This is a genomic window from Herbiconiux sp., from assembly GCF_023264855.1.
GTDB lineage: Bacteria > Actinomycetota > Actinomycetes > Actinomycetales > Microbacteriaceae > Herbiconiux.
Genome location: NZ_JAHFUW010000010.1, coordinates 37,741 through 55,599 on the forward strand (window position 1 = coordinate 37,741; position 17,859 = coordinate 55,599).

Below are 17,859 nucleotides of genomic sequence, written 5' to 3' on the forward strand. Positions count from 1 at the left end.
CAGCTCACCCCAACCCGATCCCCGAACGCGTCACCCACGACTGTGACCCACCCGAACGACCGAAGTCCGACACCGGCGGTAAACGCCGTGCCCGCTCGGCCTCGACGGCTTGTTCGTCGCTGATCCGGCGTCTGCCCGCACGGACGGCCTGTCTCGGGAGGCTACGGGTGCGGCGGGCCAGCTCGACCTCGAAATCGATACCCCGACCCGCCAACGCGGCACCGTGACGAGCCATCAAATCGGTAGGCCGCACCCACTCCACACCCCGCACACGGCTGACGGACGCTCCTGCCGGCGACGTGTCGCTGCCCGGACGGCTGACTCTTGCGGCCTGCACCGCCTCCGGGGTTTCTGTCCTATCGGCACGCTCCGATGAGGCGGGCGTCGTATCCGGTTCGGGCGCGTGTTGATGGCGCTCGTCTGGCTGGGCGAAATGGCTGCTCATGAGTTCTCCGCCTCCTCGACGTCGGCATCTTCGGTGTCGTCGGGAAGGTGCGCGCTGGCGAACCACCGGCCCACAGTCGAGGGATGCACCTGGAGCTCGCGGGCAATCTTCTTGTTAGACCACCCCCGGCCATGGAGCTCCCGGGCATGGTCGCGCCGATCCGCGGCAGCAACCGTGCGGAGCGGTGCTTCCTCAACAGCGGGGAGTCGTTTCAAGAGCGTGCTCCCAACGCGCGGCGGTGCGACGGGGCTTCGTTGCGCGGTCGTGGTGCCTGAGACTTGCGGCGTCTCCTCAGCGGTTGACGGCTCCCCAGCGGTGGGGAGGGGGCGGGTGAGGATGACGGTCAGATGGGTGATCGCCAGCAGCACAACCGGCGGGACTGCCGCCACACTCGCGGCCAGCACACCTGGGACATCGGCGTCGGCGGCGACGACGGCGTGAATCGCGTTCGCGGTCACAGACACGGCGGCCCCGCCGACCAGCAGCGCCCATGGGTACCAGGCCGACCGCTGTCCGGCCAGAGCGACGACGGCGACCGTGGCGACCACGATGATCCCGTCCACGATCAGCGGCCAAGCCCACGCTTGTTCCTCACCGATCCCGGACCGGGCGGCGAGATCCGACAACGCCGTGAAGCTGAGCCAGAACGCCCCGGCGGCGATGAACACCGTCCCGGCCACAGCCGTCACTACCGCCCAGTGCCGGCCCGCCTGCTTGTCGAGAACGGAGGTGGCCATCACAGGACCCGCGTATTCGACGGACCCACAGCAGCAGGATCTCCGGCAAACCAGATGTCTGCCTCTGAAGGTGCCAAGGCTCGCACCGAGGCCGAGGCCGCCTCCCTGTCGGGATGAGCGGCACGGTAGGCAGAACGGATGGTTGTGATGATCTCCCGTTCACCCAAACCCGCATCCGAAGCAGCAGCGCCCAGTACGTCGAGGGCATTGGAGGTTGGCAGGCCGTTCTCCGCAAGCCGGCACGCGGCCCAGAACAGGCTGCGGTTCCGCTCACCCTCCGCGCGTCCAGCGACCCACGCCGCCAACCGCGACACATCCGCACCTTGCCGCCGAGCTGTATTCATGGGCTCGCGAACTGTGGGGCGCGGGTCGAGGAAATCTCGCAACCGATCCGAGTCGAGCACCGAGGACGTTCCGGCCTCGACCCGCCGCACCCGATAACCGACAACGTCTCCGGCGATGGACATCCGTGAGGGTGGGACGACGATGTATCCGCCGTCGCCACGGAAGTCGATCCCCGCGCGCGCCGCCTGCCAGGACCGTTGCACCTGACCAGGCGTTGATCGGTAGTAGGCGTGCATCCCGCCGGACGGCGTGGATACCAGGAGCTGCCACCCGTCCAGCAGATCCGCTCGATGGGCGCGCGAGAAACCACGAAACCCATCGATAGGGCCATGGACATCGACATCCACCACGACCATTCCCGAGGGTGCGCCGGTCGGGACGCCGATGTTCGCCCCGGGAGACCGGCCCCACCATGCGGCTACTCGGTCGGCGTCGGTGGTGGCGTCGTGGAAGCCGTGCTCGGTCAGCGGTCGCTTCCCGCCCGGTATGCACGGGAACACCGGTACTCCCACGCGGGCCAGCTCTTCGGCGGCAGCAGGCAACGACTGCGGGGCGGATGGTCGCGTCAGCGCACGGGCGAACACGTCTGGAAGGGCCATCACATGCCTCTCTCTCGCGCCGTTGCGGTTGCTACGGTCGTGACCCGCGCGCCAGCGTCATGTAGTAACGCTGCGCGTTCGGGCGCTGACCGTTCGCTACCGGGCTGGGTCCGTTGCGGTGTCTCGCGGTCCAAACCCGGTGGGGTGCCGTCCCCGATCTGGGTGGTATCGAGCTGGTCGAGGATTCCCATCGCGGTCTTGCGAACCCGCTCACCGGTGGTCTTGACGATCTCGACCGGCTCCTTTCCGTCGACCCTGGCCGCCCACGTCGACACGTACGGAATCGTGTAACCAGACGTGTCCATGCCGTGGGCAGCGCCGATCATCAGCGCGACCGACTCTGCCTCGACCTCCCCGATTCCACGATGCTGGCGAGCGTTCTCGGCGTCAGGGACGTGCATGAGCACATGACCGAGTTCGTGAGCGAGAGTCTTCACCTGCGAGGCCGGGTCCATGTTTTCTCGCACCGCCACCGTCTTCGCGGTGTAGTCCGTCATCCCGTTGGCACCGTGGATCATCCCCTCATGCGGGACCCGCAGCACCTCAAACCCGCGCTCCTCGACCACGGTTGCCAGTCCGCGCCATAGACCGGCAGGTGCCTCGCCTTTCAGCAGGCGTGGTGAGGGCGGTTCCGGGATCGGGTCTCCAGCCGTCTGCGCGACATCCCACACGTAGGCAGGGCGGGCGGCGATCATCTTCGACCGCACGACCTCGCCCGGCCGGGGCCTATCGCCCTTCCCAAGCCGACGCCATGAATCGGAGGCAGCGGGATTCGATGAGGCGAAGCGTCCCGTTACCGGGGCGAAGATCATGTACCCCGACTGGCCCTTCTCCACCTGACGGCCCAACCCCTGCCACTGCCTGTAACCCGCGACAAAGGACGGCATCGGGTCGGGCACGCGACCTGCCTCGTAGGCGGCCTCATGCTGCGCCCAGATCAGCAACGTGTTGGAAAACGATCGCGCCCGAAACCGTGCCGCGAACGCGAGCGCCCGAGCCCAGTCATCACCGGAGACGAGCTGTTCCACAGCGCCGGTCAGGCGCTCATGCAGCTCGTCGAGCTTTGCCTCCCGCGCCTCCTGGGATTGCTCCCGCGTTCTGGCCATGGCCTGGTCTCCTCCCGATACCCTGAGCACCGGGCCGATCGGGCTCGGTGACCATCAGGTACGCCGGGACCACCAGCAATGAGACGGACAGCGAAACGAGCGATGTGACCGTCGGGCGCGGCGGTGAACCCAACGAGTCTTCACCGGATTACCAGCCAATTAGCCACCTCGGGCGAAGCATCGGGCGAGGATGCGGATGCATGTACCGCCGATGCGCACATGTGTATCGCGACTCAGACTGTGAACGTTTGTCGGCTCAGTTGTCGGTACCTGACCGGAGTTACTCCAACGGCTTGGCGAAACATCCTTGCGGCATGGCCCCGGCTCTGCCAGCCCACCTGCCGCATCGCCACTTCGACGGGTAGGTCTGTGTCTCGCAGCAATCGCGCTAAACCCTCGGCGCGCACGGTCGACAGGTAGGTCATTGGCGTCTTACCGTAGGCATCCACAAACACTCGGCCGAGTTGCGACGGCGACAAGTGCACAGCAGCGGCGAGAACTTGGAGTGTCCACTGTTTCTCGGGGTGGTTGTGGAGCAGTTCGAGCGCCTCTCGGGCTTCGGCGCGCAACGGTGCAAACCGGCGAAGCGACGGAGGGCCAGGCCGGCGGGTCGTCTTCCGATCGCTAGGAATGCGGCGCACTGGGGTGGTCCTCATATAGGGAGTAATCACGTCGAGCACCGCGAAAAGTAGGGCTTGCATCCGAAAGAACCGATCCGAATCTGCGCCGTCGATGCTCAGTGCCACTAGTTCGTCCAGCCAGGGCATGAGCATCCCGGCGCGCTCCTCGCCGAGGCGCACTATTTGGGCTGGTTCGGAGTACAGCTCGTTAGCGAAGCCTTGCGCATCCCATCGGTCGGCGAGCAGCGCGGCGTGCTGCCAAAACACCTGGTCGATGATGTATTCATGGTCGAGGTAAAGGGTGCTGACAGTGATTGAGCCTTCGGGCTCGCTTCCACACAGCGTGTCGGCAGCAAGAGCGATGACGTCACCGACTTTTACGGGTTTCTCGCCGAACTCACTTCGCACGATCGCGGAGCCATGACGAACGAAGATCACCTTGACACAGTCGTAGGCCACCGGCTCCATGGGGTGATGTATCGTCCGGGTGCGTGCCACTATCGGACTGAACGGACGCGCCGGACCAAGGTTGGCGTGATTCATGACGGCGGCGGTTTGTGATATCCGGACAAGTGCGGCAACTATCTGCCGGAGGCGCGTCGACGATTCAGGCCGAGTTGCCCGCGGAGGCGCGTCACGGTGCGAGCGCTGATTTGGACCTGGACTTGTTGGAGTTTGAAAGCGGTTCGAGATGCCGACAATTTGTGTTCACGGCGCATCCCTTCGATCTGCGTCTTCGCATCGCCGCCCGTCCCAGGGGGCTTCCGGTCGAGCTCGCATGATCTGTCGAGAAGTCCGGCCGCGCTGAACTGCCGGTATCGATTCACCCGCTTGGACGCGGTTGCCCGCGAGATTCCCATCTCGCGGGCAACTTGAGCGATCGGGCGGGATCGGCAGCGTTCGAGGAGCCGATGGCGGCCCTCAACCGTGAGCGGAGCGTTCGCGTGCGTGCTCGACTTGCGACGCCGTGGAGCCGGCGCCCTCTCAGTCAACGACTCAGCCGAGATGGCGGGCGAAGAAGCGGACGGCATCCTCACCTGCGAATCGCGGGACGCCTGTATGACCACCCATATTGGCGCAGAGCGTCTTCTCAGTCGATGAGAAGGCGTCGAAAAGATCGAGAGCCATTCCCCGGTCATTCCCCTCGTCATCCCACTGGAGGAGAACGTGCAGCGGGATGGTGACCTGGCGCGCCTCTTCCATCGTGACACGCGGCACGTAGCTGCCAGCGAAGAGTCCCGCTGCCGCGATACGCGAGTCGATGGCCGCGAGGCGTGTGCCAATCGCGATCACGCCGCCCGAGAAGCCAACTTTCTCGCCGATCTCGGGGAGGTCGAGGACCTCGTCGAGAGTGATCTGCCACTCTGGTACAGCCTGGTCGGTGAGCGGAAGGATCAGTCGGTCTACAAGGTCCGCTCCGGGCTGGTCGCCCGTGGAGATTGCACGGATGAGGTCTGCTCGAGCCTGCTCTACGCCGGGTAGCGGGATGCGGGTGCCCGCCCCAGGCAGCTCTATGGAGACCGCAGCGAAGCCTTGCGCTGCGGCGCTGAGCGCCCGTGCAACGAGGCGGGGATACATCCGTCGAATCCCAAACCCGCCGGGCTGGCCCAACAAAATGAGTGGAACTGGCGTGGACGAGGAAGCTGCTGCTGGCGTCCACAAAATGCCGGAGAAATCACCGAGAGTGAACTCACGCTCGGTGGTGCCGTCGTCGAGAATCTGTTCAGAAGTGAGGTGCATGGTCGTGCCTTTCGGGAGTGCTGCAAATATGCGGCGCTCCCAGACGACCTATCGCCCGACCGTGACTCCCCAGAGGAGCACCAACGTCAATTCGTTCACGGGTACCACCTCCTCAAATTCCTGCACGGACGCCTCAGCATATCAGCACCCAGCTCAGCAACAACTAGCAGTTCAGTGACGAGCCGTCGCGCGGCGAGAGTCGTAGGCGCACCCGCGCGGAGCCGCCCGGAACAAGTCCTGTCCCGGCGCTGCCAGATCCATTCACAGAGCTGCCAGATCCATTCACAGAGCTGCCACGCCTCTTGCAGGTCGAGGAGCGGCACCCGTGCCGGAGAATGGGTGAATGCCTGAATCTTGTGCTTTCTGCGGGTCGGTGGGGCCCCTGACCCGCGAGCACGTTTTCGGTCAGTGGGTGAGCAGGACTGGCTTGGATCTCGCTCCGATGCGTCATCACGCAGGCCCGTTGAATGCTCTGCCGCGCGACATGGGGGAGCAGCCCGCATTCCGGCTGACAGTGAAGAGCTTCTGCGCCTCTTGTAACAACGGGTGGATGAGCAACCTCGAAACGGTCGCGCAGCGAGTGCTCACCCCGTTGATCCTCGACGAGTCCGGGACGATCGCGCTGGAAGATCAGGCGGCGATCGCAACGTGGGTGCAGAAGACCGCGCTGACAGCGATGCTCCTCTCCAGCAAGGAGCAGCGGGAAAACGGCTACGGGCTCGCCCCGTCGGAGTACAGGGCACTCTACGAGCGCCGCGAGCTGGTGCAACCGCTGGATTTCAGCCAGTTCTGGGTCGGCCGATTCGAAGGAGTCCAGGGATTCTCGGCTGTACGCGTCACGCCGCTGACAGTTCGCATCCCAGGCTTTCCCGAGCCGCCGCGGCCTCAGGGCTACGCGATGACGATCGTCCTTGGAGCGCTCCTCCTGCACGGCGTGCGGTTCACCACTCCAGGTCTTCAGGCGGACTCGAAGACGGAGCTGGGGATGCCACCGTTGTGGCCGTCGGAAACGTCGTTGATGTGGCCGGCGGGGCAGACGTGCACGGAGAAGTCTCTGCTTGCTCTCGCGGATGGGGGGACGTTGCGTGCAACGGGTGGGGAGGTGCGACTGCAACCCTGGTCTCACGCAGCTCACCTGCCGCAGAGCGCCTTCGAGAATGGTGCAGTCAAAGTTCCGGCGCTGTGCCGTAAGCACGACATCTACTACCCCGCGGCGCTTTTGCAAGAAGCGCAGCAGGGGCGGTTCTACGCATTCATGACTTCGTGCGAGTGCAGTGCCTATCTGATCCATACGGATTCTGACCGCATCCGCTTCCGAGCCGCGGGCGAACCGGAAGGCATCGGGGCCATGTACGTGGACATGGTTGGCGACGAGTTCCTCATCGAGGACCATATCGGGGAGTTCGCCTGCAAGAGACTGCCCGCCTGACGCGACCGGCAGCGCCAAGCGCGGGCAGGTGCACCTGCTGCATGTGACGGTCTCGATGCGAGTGATGTCCGCAGGTGACGGCTACAAGTACCTCCTGCGTACGGTCGCCGCCGCAGACGGCGACAGGTCGTTCTCGACGCCCTTGACTCGCTACTACGCCGAGGCGGGAACCCCTCCAGGCCAATGGCTCGGGTCGGGCGTAGCGTCCCTCGGGAGCGGTCAGCTCGCGGTGGGTGATCGAGTGTCCGAGGCGCAGCTCCAGCTCCTCATGGGGATGGGCCGTGACCCGATCACCGGAGATCCCCTCGGGCTAGCGTTCCCGGCCTACAAATCCACCTCAGAGCGGATCGAGGCGCGGATCGCAGACCTCGCCCCAACGATGTCTCCCGGTGCAATGGGAGACGCGGTCGCGCAAATCCAGGCCGAGGAGACCGAGCGCGGGACGCGACGGGCGGTGGCGGGCTTCGATTTCACCTTCTCGATTCCGAAGTCTGCATCCGTGTTGTGGGCGGTCGCGGATGCGGGGACGCAAGCGTTGATAGGGGAGGCGCACCACACGGCGGTTGCGGAGGTAGTTGCATTCATGGAACGCGAGGTTGCAGCCACTCGCACCGGCGCGACCGCCGGCGACGGGGCCGTTGCGCAGGTCGATGTCACAGGCCTGGTCGCGACGGCCTTCGACCACTTCGACTCCCGTGCCGGTGATCCCCACCTGCACACCCATGTCGTCATCTCCAACAAGGTCCGAACCGCTCTCGACGGGAAGTGGCGGAGCCTCGATGGACGGCCGATGCACGCCGCCGTCGTCGCGCTATCCGAATTGCACGAGGCCGTGTTCGCCGACCACATGACCCGCACGTTCGGTGTCAAGTGGGAAGCCCGTGACAGGGGTCGTGACCGCAATCCCGCATGGGCGATCAGCGGCGTGCCGGAAGAGTTGGTGGCCGAGTTCTCGACTCGCGCCCGGCACATTGATACCGAGACCGACCGCCTCATCGCCGACTACGTGAGCAAACACGGCAGGCGGCCAGCCCCGGCGACGATCTTGAAGCTGCGCGCCCAAGCAACCCTCTCCACACGGCCCGACAAGGAGGTCCGATCGCTGGCTGACCTCACTACCGAGTGGCGGTCGCGCGCCACCGCCGTTCTCGGTCAGGACGCCACGACCTGGGCACGCAACCTCACAAACAACAACAGCCCGCTCCTGCTGCGCGCCGACGACGTGCCGCTGGAGAGCATCGAAGAACTCGGTACCGCGGTGGTAGAAATTGTCGGCGAGAAGCGGTCGACCTGGCGGCGATGGAATCTGATGGCTGAGGCCTCGCGGCAGACGATGCGCTGGCGCTTCGCGTCCATGCGGGATCGAGAGGCGATCGTCGGGATGATTGCTGACGCTGCCGAACAGGCGTCGCTGCGGCTGACCCCACCGGATCTTGCCACCAGTCCAGCCGCGTTTCGCCGTGTTGACGGAACCAGCGTGTTTCGGCCCAAGCACTCGACCGTGTTCTCTTCCGAGCTGTTGCTGGCCGCCGAAGACCGACTGGTCGACCGCTCTCGCACGCTGACGGCACCCGCGGTCTCGGTGGGCTCGGTCGAGAAGATCACCTCTCGCCCCGACTCCGAGGGCCGGGTTCTGAGTGAGGACCAGGCCGACGCGCTCATGAAGATTGCTGTCTCTGGCCGGATGCTCGACGTACTGGTCGGCCCCGCTGGCGCGGGCAAGACGACGGCGATGAATGCCCTGCGCCGCGCGTGGGAAGTCGAACACGGGACAGGGTCCGTGGTCGGGCTCGCGCCGTCCGCGGTGGCCGCGCAAGTGCTGGCGGACGATCTTGGCATCCAGACCGAGAACACGGCGAAATGGTGGCAGAACCACCTTGTGCACGGGACCTCGTTTGACGCAGGTCAGCTCGTCATCATCGACGAGGCGTCGCTGGCTGGCACCCTGTCCTTAGATCGGATCACGCACCTGGCTGAGCGGGCAGGAGCGAAGGTGTTGCTGGTCGGCGATTTCGCCCAGCTCCAGTCCGTAGACGCAGGCGGCGCGTTCAATCTCGTGGTGGCCGACCGGGACGAAGCGCCGGAGCTGGTTGACGTTCACCGCTTCACGAACGCGTGGGAGAAGTCAGCATCGCTGGCTTTACGGCACGGACGTACGGAGGTAATCGGCACCTACCTCGACCATGACCGCATCCGAGGCGGTGAGGCCGATCTGATGACCGATGCCGCCTACTCGGCATGGCGAGCCGACAGAGATATAGGACTGGCATCGGTGCTGGTCGCGGAGACCCGCGACCAGGCGACCGCGCTCAATACCCGCGCCCGCGCAGACCTCATTCTCGACGGCACCTTGATGCCAGGCCCAGAAGTCGAACTCGCTGACGGGACGATGACCGGCGCGGGGGACACGATCATCACCCGCCGCAACGACCGCAGACTGCGCAACGGCAAGGACTGGGTCCGCAACGGCGACACCTGGGCCATCAACGACGTCCGCGACGACGGGTCGGTCACCATCCGCCGGACTGGACGCCGCTTCGGCGGGGCGATCGTGCTTCCGGCTGCCTACGTGGCTGAGCACGTTGACCTCGGCTACGCAGTCACGGCCCATCGTGCACAGGGCATCACCACCGATACCGCGCATGTCTTGGTGGAGCCGACCACGACGAGGGAGAACTTCTACGTCTCGATGACCCGCGGCAAGCGTTCCAACCACGCATATGTGGTCCTCGACCGAGCCGACGACGGCCACGCCGCCCCGCACCCGGGCGACAACCCCGATGCCACAGCACGTTCCGTGCTCTACGGCGTCCTGCAACACGTCGGTGCCGAGCTGTCCGCGAACGAGACCATCACCAACGAACATGAACAGTGGGGCTCGATCGCCCAGATCGCCGCGGAGTACGAGACCATCGCGGCGGCCGCCCAACGAGACCGCTGGGCCACTCTCATCCGCGACTCTGGTCTCACCGACGATCAGGCAAGCTCTGCTGTCGACTCCGATGCATTCGGGGCTCTGACTGCCGAGCTACGCCGGGCCGAGGCAAACCATCACGACCTCGACCGCTTGCTCCCGCGTCTCGTGGCCGCGCGGGGATTCGGTGACGCCGACGACATCGCCTCGGTCCTCCACCACAGGGTGGCGCGGGCAACCGCACGGCCGGCACGCTCGGGCCGCGTACGCGAGGCACCGCGGCTGATTGCCGGACTTGTCCCGGCTGCGAGCGGTCCCATGGCCGACGACATGCGCCAAGCACTCGACGAACGACGCGATCTGATCGAACAGCGAGCCGATGCCGTGCTCGACAGCGCCCTGAACGATGGGGCCACGTGGACGAAAGCTCTCGGCTCGCCACCTCGCCCGCAGGCGAAGCGACAGGCCTGGTTCAGAAACTCCCGCACTGTGGCCGCCTACCGCGACCGATACGGCATCACCGACGACACTCCTCTCGGCCCCACCCCGGTGGCGACCGCGCAGAAGATCGATGCCGCCCGTGCGAAGGCGGCGCTCGACGGGGCACGTAGTGTCACAGCCGGCCAAGAAGAGGCGCTGGGGCGGCAACGTGGACGCGAGCCGTTGGGCCGTTCGTTCTGATCGCCGGCCCTTCCCGGTGTCGCCGCGAAGTCGTATCGTAGATGTCGAGGCGGCCTCTATATTGGCGCTGTCGCTCCTCGCGACAGTATGACCTTCCCGGCAACGGGCAGTCCTTTCAGGTTCTTGTCGCCGAACCCTTGAAGAGGACTGTCCATGTTCCGAATCATCTGGGCCATCAGCGTCCGCACCCGGTACTTCCTGCGCCGCTACATGCCCACCAACATCCTGCTCGACGCCATCCGCACCAGACGCGGCCTGCGATGGGGAGTCCCAGCGATGGCGCTGGCGATCCCGTACCTGTACGCCGCGAGCATCAGCGCACAGCTCGCTGAAGGTGGCGGTCCCGGGTGGCTGCACCTCTTCGTGATGCTGTTCATCTGGAACGCGCTGAAGTTCGCCTTCATCGGGCCCATCAGCCTCGCCCTGCTGATTCGTGTTCGCCTCAAGGAGGACTCACGCTCACATCGTGCCGTGGATGTCGGCGCGGCTCAGTAGCCTAATGACCGCCACCGGTAGGATTGGCGAAGGATGTCAGCACTCAACTGAGGGAGGCGAGAGATGGCGCGCGCCGACCTGCTTCTTGACCTCGTTGAGGCCGAGCGTCACGGGGACCGTGATCGGTTCCGCACCCTCGTAGAAGCGGTGATCGCCGAAGAGCGTGCCAACCAGCACCACCTCGTGGCGGACCGTCTCTCTGAGCTGATTACCACGACCGGGCAAGGGCTTGTCCGCGATGATCGCGCCACCGCGATTCGAGACCTGGTTCACGAAATCGTCCCCAGTCGTCGCCTCGATGACCTTGAACTCGCCCCCGTTCCACGGCGGGTCGTCACAGAACTGATTGAGGAGCAGAAGCGCGCTGAGCTGCTCCGCAGCTACGGGATCGAACCTCGCAACCGGCTCCTACTGTCCGGCCCCCCGGGCAACGGTAAGACCAGTGTCGCGGAGGCGATTGCTTCCGAACTGATGCTCCCCTTCTACGTGATTCGTTACGAAGGCGTCATGTCCAGCTTCCTCGGCGAGACAGCCGCCAGGCTCGACAACGCCTTCGAGTTCGCGCGCACGCGACGATGCGTATTGTTCTTCGACGAACTCGACACCATCGCGAAGGAGCGGTCAGATCAGCACGAGACGGGCGAGATCAAGCGCGTCGTGTCCACCCTGCTGCTCCAGATCGACCGGCTCCCTGCGCACGTACTCTTCGTCGGCGCGACCAACCACAGCGAACTACTCGACCGCGCCGCATGGAGGCGCTTCCAGATTCGGGCCGAACTCGAACCCCCGAGCCGCTCCGAAGCAACGCGGTTCCTAGAACGGCTCGCCGCACGGCTCGGCGGTGACCTCGGCTTCGCTCCACGCACATTGGCAGACAAACTCGCTGGCGCCAGCTACTCCGAACTGGAAGAGTTTGCTCTCGACGTGCGCCGCCGAGCGGTGCTGGAACTGCCGGACAGCAACCTACGGCGGATTGTGCAAGAACGTCTTGAGCACAGGCGCGGTCAGGCCACTGCGTGACCGCGGAGCGCCGACCGCTCCTGGCATTCGGTCCGCCAGTCGTCGCCGAACGGCCCACGCAGACTCCGCGAGACATGCCGCGCCTATCCAAACCCAGTGCGGGCAGGCAGGGAGAGCGGTTAGCGCCTCAATTCGGTGACCTGACCGCAGCGTTCGACGCCGAGCGGGTGCGTCTCTCCGCGGAAACCCCCGACGAAGTCGATCCGGCGCTGGTGGTTGTTTTCGACCTCGCAGGCAGCATCAAGGACTTCCGCAACGCGATCGACCAGATCGACGGCCTTGAGTTCCTGTCGGAGTTGCTGGGGGACCAATCCGATCCAGACGACGACTTCTACATGGCCGAACGGGAAGCTGGGCGCACGGACAAACCCATCACGCACTCCCTCTACCTCGTGATGTCGAACGCCAAGGCGATCGAAGAACTCTTGAGATTGTTCACCCTGTGGCAAGAGGATCCATCGGCCTCATTCGTGCACGGCCTTGGCAAGTTCAAGTCGGCGTTCCAACAGTTGACCGCGATCCGACGATGGGGCCCAGAGGACCGCATCCGTGAGACAGGGCTACGCGAGCAGTGGCAGGAAACCCTCGACCTCGTCGGACAGTCCGTCAGCACGGTCACGGTCGAAATCGAACTCTGGTACCGACGCGACGCGGTGCAGCGCGTCAGCGCCCAGACCCACATTGAACAAACCATCACTGCCAGCGGTGGACGGGTTATCGACCAATCGCAGATCGGCGACATCGGCTATCACGCAGTGCTCGCGGAACTTCCTATCCAACAAGTTCATTCCGTACTCAACAATGGCGCGGAATCCATCCGACTGCTCACAACCGACGAGGTCATGTTCGTCAGCCCGTTCACGCCCATGAGTGTCGCGCCACCTACCCTCGAACCCGTCGCCGAAGTTCGACTCCCACCCGGAGATCGAGTGGACGGCCTACCACGCATCGCACTCCTTGACGGGCTTCCGTTTCCGAACCACGACGCCCTCGCAGGCCGGCTAGTGGTCGATGACCCTGACGGCCTTGCTGAGCGCTACCCGCTGTCATCACGCAACCACGGCACTGCGATGGCGTCACTCATCGTGCAAGGCGACCTCTCCATCGGCGGCGAACCGCTGGACCGCCCCTTGTACGTGCGACCCATCATGCGGCCCCACGAGTTTGCCGCAGGGTACGAGCAGATCCTCCCCAACAGACTCCTCACCGACCTCCTACACCAGGCCATCAAGCGCATTGTCGAGGGCGAAGGGGGAAGGGCAGCAGTCGCACCCAGCGTCCGAATCGTCAACCTCTCCATTGGTGCCCAAGCGAGAGCCCTCGTGAGAAGGATGAGCCCCGTCGGACGTCTGCTCGACTGGCTCGCCCACTCCTACAACCTGCTTTTCATCGTCAGCGCAGGCAACCACAGCGACCCGATTATCATCCCCGCCGCGGCCCTTACGGATTCCGACGCCGCGCGGTCAGCGGCAACCCGTTCCGTCTACGACGCCGCGCTCCTGCGGGGCATCTTGCCCCCGGGCGACGCACTCAACGCACTCACCATTGGCGCTACTCACGAAGACGGACTCGGAGACATCGACGTGCCCGACACCGTCTGGGACATCACCCACCCACGCGCGCCGGCTCACTACGGTGCGACAGGTCCCGGTGTCGATCGATCCGTCAAGCCGGACCTCCACCACACCGGCGGAAGGGCGCTCTACACCCGCCCGATCACCACGCCCGGTGACGAAACAGTCACCATCGAGCCGGCCCATACAGCAATCGCGGGCCCCGGCCTCCAAGTAGCCGCTCCCGGACGAGCGGGCGCGACCAATAACACCGTGTTTACGGTCGGCACCAGCAACGCCACCGCATTGGTGACGCGCGAGGCGAGTCGCCTGTTCGACATCCTGGAAGCAGGCGCACCCGATGCTCAGGACGCAGCATTGCCCGATCCGCAATACCACCCACTGCTCGTACGCGCCCTCCTTACCCACGCAAGCAACTGGGGCGACTGGGAACCGAGACTTCGCCGCGAACTTGGACTCAGCAATCAGCAGGCCCGCCGGAGCCTGACAGCGCTTCTCGGATATGGGCGGCTCGACGCCAGCCGGCTCGGAACCGCCGCAACAAACAGAGCTGTACTCGTTGGCGGAGGACTGATCGCGCGGAACCAGCGCCACACGTACGACTTGCCGCTGCCGCGGTCTCTTCGCGCGCGAGCGGAGTGGCACCGCTTCACGATCACCCTCGCATACATGGTTCCGACCGTGGGTCAGCTCACAAGGTATCGAGGTGCCAAGGTCTACTTCGCGACACCCGATACCAGCCTCGCCGGCGGAGACCGAACGGACGCTGAGCACAACGCGGTTAGGCGGGGGAGTCTCCAGCACGAGATCGTCCAAGGGACTCGAACGATGGTCTTCGGCGACGGAGACGCGTTCCCCATCCACGTCGAATGCATGGACGATGCCCAACGGCTCCGTGCAGGCAAGACCGTCCGGTACGCGCTCGTGGTCTCCGTTGAAACGGCCGAGGAAACTTCCACGACCATCCACGATGAGGTTCGCGCGCAGCTCCGGCAGCAGATTCGCGAGCGTGCCCGCGGGCGTGTGCAAAGTTGACCCGGGAGACGGACCACGATTCCGGCGGCAGGAGTGCCGTGTCAGCGTACGAAGAGTGGTACCAGCGGGTTCTTGCCAGCCACAGCGAATCTGCGGATCTTCGTGTCGCCTCACAGAGAGTGTTGTCCATCGCGGGGGAGATCGACGGCTCACCACTCGTTGGCGACGAAAAGGCTGCGCTGAGATACGTTTGCTCGTCACTCGTCATCAACGCGGGGGCCGACCTTGCCGATGTCGGGCTCCTCACCGAAGGCCAAGAGCTTGCGTCACGCGCGCGCAGCGACACTACTCCCGAGCAGCCGCTGCACTTTCAGTGCATGTACAACGTCGCTAACGCAATCGTCACAGCATCTGACCTCGGCTTGCCCACGCAGGCAACCTCCGAAGAACGAGCGAGCGACCTTGCGGAAAATCGTCGCGCCAACCGAGTAGAGCTTCGCCGTGCGAGGCAAATGTTTCTCACCGTCGGATCTTCGCCGTACGCAGATCCACACACGCGGTCGGCTGCATACTGCAATCTTGCGAACTGTCTCGACCACTCCGGGCGATGGGCTGAAGCCTACGACTTCTACCTACATGCGCTCGAAGCCGATCCATCGAACGGCAACGCCGCAGGAAATCTTGCCCAGCTCCTCATGAACAGAGTCCAATCAGGAGTCGGACAGACCGGTCACATCGCAGCAGTCTTCGACAAGTACGTGAAGATGGCCCAGTCCCTGCGCGACGGCACCATCAGCTTCGCCGGCGCGGACACGGCCAACCGATGGGATGGACTCGAGCCCACCGAAAGCCCAGGACACCTTTCGCACGGCTTGGATGGCGTCGAGGACGAGTACCTCAAATGGATCGCCGCGTACAGACTCGCCCTGTCACCGGCCGTTGAAGGACTCGGCACCGAGGACCCACACTGGGACAGCGCCTCGATCGAAGTTTTATACGGCGGTTCTCCAGAGGAAATGTCTCCGCCGATTCTCGCCGAGATGAATGTCTTGAAATCTGACTTCCTCGTCTCGCGTCAGTTGGCGTACGAGGGGTATGTGCAAGTCGCCGAAGGCCCGGAGCAGAAGGATGACGACTCCGGATACTACGTTGAGACGCTCGACTATTCGCTCTACGGCCTTCAATATTCGAAGCTCCTTCTCGCTCAACGATCCGCCCTCGACGTTCTGGATAAAACAGCCGTCGTCGCCAACGATCACTTCGAGGTGGGAGACGAGGCGCGTCGAGTTTCCTTCCGGAAGTTCTGGGCAACCAAGGACGGCACTGTGCGGCCTGAGCTGGTGAAGGCCCCACGACACGCATTGCCCCCGTACGCGCTTTCCGAACTTGCATACGACATGGAAGATGCAGGCATGTATGCCCCCTCGCAGGCTCTTCGCAACGCCGGCACCCATCGAATCGTCCATGCGGCATTCCTAGACCCGACGGGTGTGACGGTTGACGCCCGCAGCCGGGTTGATCTCTTCGAACTCGTTGACTCAACGATGCTCGCACTCCAAGTAACTCGGTCCGCTTACCTCTACCTCATCGACCTTGTCGCGAGCTGGAACCACCCCGCCGATCATCCTGGTACGTACATGCCCTTCCCCTCCTTCGAGTACATGCAGTTCCCCGAAGACCCCGAACAAGATCCGCAGGCCGACGCGCACGAATCCAGGGAATCAGCTGGGGCACAACCAGGCCCGGACACTGACAGAGATGCAGGACCGGACTCGTAGGTGCACCCGACTCGGCGAGCCAGCGTACGGAGCACGCTAGGACAGGTCGCCCACGTTGATAGATCGCTCGGCACGCAGAATCGCTTCCAGCACCACATTCGGATTACACCGGTGCCCGGGCTCAAAGAGATGCTGGCGCAGACCGACCTACGTGCCCGAGCGGATGCCGACACGACGGTCGCGCGTCCACGCTTCGCCGAGGCGACCTGACCGCGGTGCGATATCCGCGGCACTCGTCTATGCCTGCTTCCCCCTGCTGGAGCCCGCCCCGTACAAGATGCGGTCAAATCATGCTCGTACGGCGGGGTCAGATCGGATTGGCTCGATGTGCGGAGCATCATGGGAATGTGAGTCCTCGCCACCACCTCGTTCCGCAGTTCTACCTGCGAAACTTCGCCGATAGCAACCAGCAACTGGCACTGGTCGATCGCGACCGACCAGACCGCGTCGTACGAAGCGCTGTTCGGAAAGCCTGCGCCGAAGTCGGCTTCTACCGGATTGAGACCGAGGTCCTTGCTCGCGACGAAGATCGTGCCGGCCACGACCCAGAGTCGATCGAGCACCACCTGAGCCAGTTCGAACAGGCCGCGGCTCCCGCCGTGTACAAGCTGCTCCGTACAGGCTGGGCCGACTTCACCACGGAGGACTGGTACCACCTGATCAATCACATCGCTCTCCAGACCATCCGCGGACATCGGTGGCGTGAGGACTTCAACGCGATGGCCACCCACCACATGCGGCTACAACTCGGAGAAACAGTCACAGACGACAGCGTCCGGACCTGGCTTCACGCGAACGGCCGCCCCGCCTCCGCGGATGACGTGGGCATCTTCAAGGCTGAGATGCTCGGCCCGTCCGGGCCCAAGTTGGTGGCACCCGACGCTGTGATGATCCAAGAGGGCATCAAGCTCGCTTTGGGCGAACTCGGAGAACGTCTGGCCCACCAGATGACTTGGTCACTGATCCTGAGCGACACCGAGCCCGTCCTCACCTCAGATGAACCAGTGTGCTGGTGGTCACCAGGTGATGCGCCAGTTGGCTATCTGACGGCAAGCATCGTGTGGCTTCCTTTGAGTCCGCGCGTGATACTCCAGTTGCGTGACCGCGAGGCTGAGCATGAGGAGTTGGGCCTTCCTCCGTGTTCCACTCCCGCTGGCCGCGATGAACTCGTCCGCCTAGTCAATAGTCAGATCGCGAACCAAGCACACCGATGGGTCGTCCATCACCCAGACGACCGTCCGCTCGACGGCCTCCAGATAGCGCTGCGAACAACGTGGGGCGACCAGTTCATCAGCGCTAAGAAGGACGGAAGCACGAGTCATGAGCTTTGGGTCCACCGACGGTTACCCGCGCAATAAATGATCATGTCGACATGATTGTGTCGGCCGCCGCGACAATACG

General features: G+C 64.4%; 13 protein-coding genes. 7 read left to right on the plus strand and 6 right to left on the minus strand.

From position 1 onward, the window contains the following. Positions 1-441: 441 nt before the first annotated feature. The 6 genes from Q0D75_RS05990 to Q0D75_RS06010 all read right to left on the minus strand — a co-directional run bounded on the left by Q0D75_RS05990 (position 442) and on the right by Q0D75_RS06010 (position 5,592). Positions 442-1,182: a DUF2637 domain-containing protein gene (locus Q0D75_RS05990; RefSeq protein ID WP_159906778.1), complete on the minus strand. Its 741-nt coding sequence runs from the start codon at positions 1,180-1,182 to the stop codon at positions 442-444. Beyond that, positions 1,182-2,126, minus strand: a complete 945-nt coding sequence (locus Q0D75_RS05995) for a bifunctional DNA primase/polymerase (protein WP_159906780.1) — start codon at positions 2,124-2,126, stop codon at positions 1,182-1,184. The genes Q0D75_RS05990 and Q0D75_RS05995 overlap by 1 nt, the downstream gene beginning before the upstream one ends. Then, positions 2,126-3,232: an ImmA/IrrE family metallo-endopeptidase gene (locus tag Q0D75_RS06000; RefSeq protein ID WP_159906782.1), complete on the minus strand. Its 1,107-nt coding sequence runs from the start codon at positions 3,230-3,232 to the stop codon at positions 2,126-2,128. Before Q0D75_RS06000 ends, Q0D75_RS05995 begins: the two co-directional genes overlap by 1 nt. Before the next feature lie 233 nt (positions 3,233-3,465). Then, entirely contained in the window at positions 3,466-4,320 is an 855-nt protein-coding gene (locus Q0D75_RS06005; RefSeq protein ID WP_244259422.1) for an AraC family transcriptional regulator, read from the minus strand. Between the two features lie 113 nt (positions 4,321-4,433). Then, positions 4,434-4,883, minus strand: a complete 450-nt coding sequence (locus tag Q0D75_RS21010; RefSeq protein ID WP_366513414.1) for a leucine zipper domain-containing protein — start codon at positions 4,881-4,883, stop codon at positions 4,434-4,436. After that, a complete protein-coding gene (locus Q0D75_RS06010; RefSeq protein WP_159906788.1) occupies positions 4,849-5,592 on the minus strand; it encodes an alpha/beta hydrolase in 744 nt (247 codons plus the stop codon). Before Q0D75_RS06010 ends, Q0D75_RS21010 begins: the two co-directional genes overlap by 35 nt. 550 nt (positions 5,593-6,142) lie before the next feature. On the opposite strand from Q0D75_RS06010, the gene Q0D75_RS06015 reads away from it, so the two are divergent. From Q0D75_RS06015 to Q0D75_RS06045, 7 genes are all read left to right on the plus strand, one after another. Beyond that, positions 6,143-7,021 (plus strand): hypothetical protein, encoded by an 879-nt coding sequence (locus Q0D75_RS06015; protein WP_159906790.1) that lies wholly within the window; start codon positions 6,143-6,145, stop codon positions 7,019-7,021. A 55-nt stretch (positions 7,022-7,076) separates the two neighbouring features. After that, entirely contained in the window at positions 7,077-10,616 is a 3,540-nt protein-coding gene (mobF, locus tag Q0D75_RS06020; RefSeq protein ID WP_291050502.1) for a MobF family relaxase, read from the plus strand. Between the two features lie 153 nt (positions 10,617-10,769). Further along, entirely contained in the window at positions 10,770-11,111 is a 342-nt protein-coding gene (locus Q0D75_RS06025; RefSeq protein WP_159906792.1) for a sulfate permease, read from the plus strand. A 63-nt stretch (positions 11,112-11,174) separates the two neighbouring features. Then, positions 11,175-12,131, plus strand: coding sequence for an ATP-binding protein (locus Q0D75_RS06030; RefSeq protein ID WP_159906794.1), 957 nt, complete (start codon positions 11,175-11,177; stop codon positions 12,129-12,131). 74 nt (positions 12,132-12,205) lie between these two features. Continuing rightward, positions 12,206-14,740 (plus strand): S8 family peptidase, encoded by a 2,535-nt coding sequence (locus Q0D75_RS06035; protein ID WP_244259423.1) that lies wholly within the window; start codon positions 12,206-12,208, stop codon positions 14,738-14,740. Between the two features lie 38 nt (positions 14,741-14,778). Further along, positions 14,779-16,458 (plus strand): LA2681 family HEPN domain-containing protein, encoded by a 1,680-nt coding sequence (locus tag Q0D75_RS06040; RefSeq protein WP_159906798.1) that lies wholly within the window; start codon positions 14,779-14,781, stop codon positions 16,456-16,458. Positions 16,459-16,805: 347 nt separating this feature from the next. Then, positions 16,806-17,816, plus strand: coding sequence for a DUF4238 domain-containing protein (locus Q0D75_RS06045; protein WP_159906800.1), 1,011 nt, complete (start codon positions 16,806-16,808; stop codon positions 17,814-17,816). Positions 17,817-17,859 lie beyond the last annotated feature (43 nt).

What these genes read in the sequence shown, in the direction of transcription:
- Q0D75_RS05990 (WP_159906778.1), bottom strand. Translation starts at nt 1,182, where the DNA reads ATGGCCACCTCCGTTCTCGACAAGCAGGCGGGCCGGCACTGGGCGGTA.
- Q0D75_RS05995 (WP_159906780.1), bottom strand. Translation starts at nt 2,126, where the DNA reads ATGGCCCTTCCAGACGTGTTCGCCCGTGCGCTGACGCGACCATCCGCC.
- Q0D75_RS06000 (WP_159906782.1), bottom strand. Translation starts at nt 3,232, where the DNA reads ATGGCCAGAACGCGGGAGCAATCCCAGGAGGCGCGGGAGGCAAAGCTC.
- Q0D75_RS06005 (WP_244259422.1), bottom strand. Translation starts at nt 4,320, where the DNA reads ATGGAGCCGGTGGCCTACGACTGTGTCAAGGTGATCTTCGTTCGTCAT.
- Q0D75_RS21010 (WP_366513414.1), bottom strand. Translation starts at nt 4,883, where the DNA reads ATGCCGTCCGCTTCTTCGCCCGCCATCTCGGCTGAGTCGTTGACTGAG.
- Q0D75_RS06010 (WP_159906788.1), bottom strand. Translation starts at nt 5,592, where the DNA reads ATGCACCTCACTTCTGAACAGATTCTCGACGACGGCACCACCGAGCGT.
- Q0D75_RS06015 (WP_159906790.1), top strand. Translation starts at nt 6,143, where the DNA reads ATGAGCAACCTCGAAACGGTCGCGCAGCGAGTGCTCACCCCGTTGATC.
- mobF (WP_291050502.1), top strand. Translation starts at nt 7,077, where the DNA reads ATGCGAGTGATGTCCGCAGGTGACGGCTACAAGTACCTCCTGCGTACG.
- Q0D75_RS06025 (WP_159906792.1), top strand. Translation starts at nt 10,770, where the DNA reads ATGTTCCGAATCATCTGGGCCATCAGCGTCCGCACCCGGTACTTCCTG.
- Q0D75_RS06030 (WP_159906794.1), top strand. Translation starts at nt 11,175, where the DNA reads ATGGCGCGCGCCGACCTGCTTCTTGACCTCGTTGAGGCCGAGCGTCAC.
- Q0D75_RS06035 (WP_244259423.1), top strand. Translation starts at nt 12,206, where the DNA reads ATGCCGCGCCTATCCAAACCCAGTGCGGGCAGGCAGGGAGAGCGGTTA.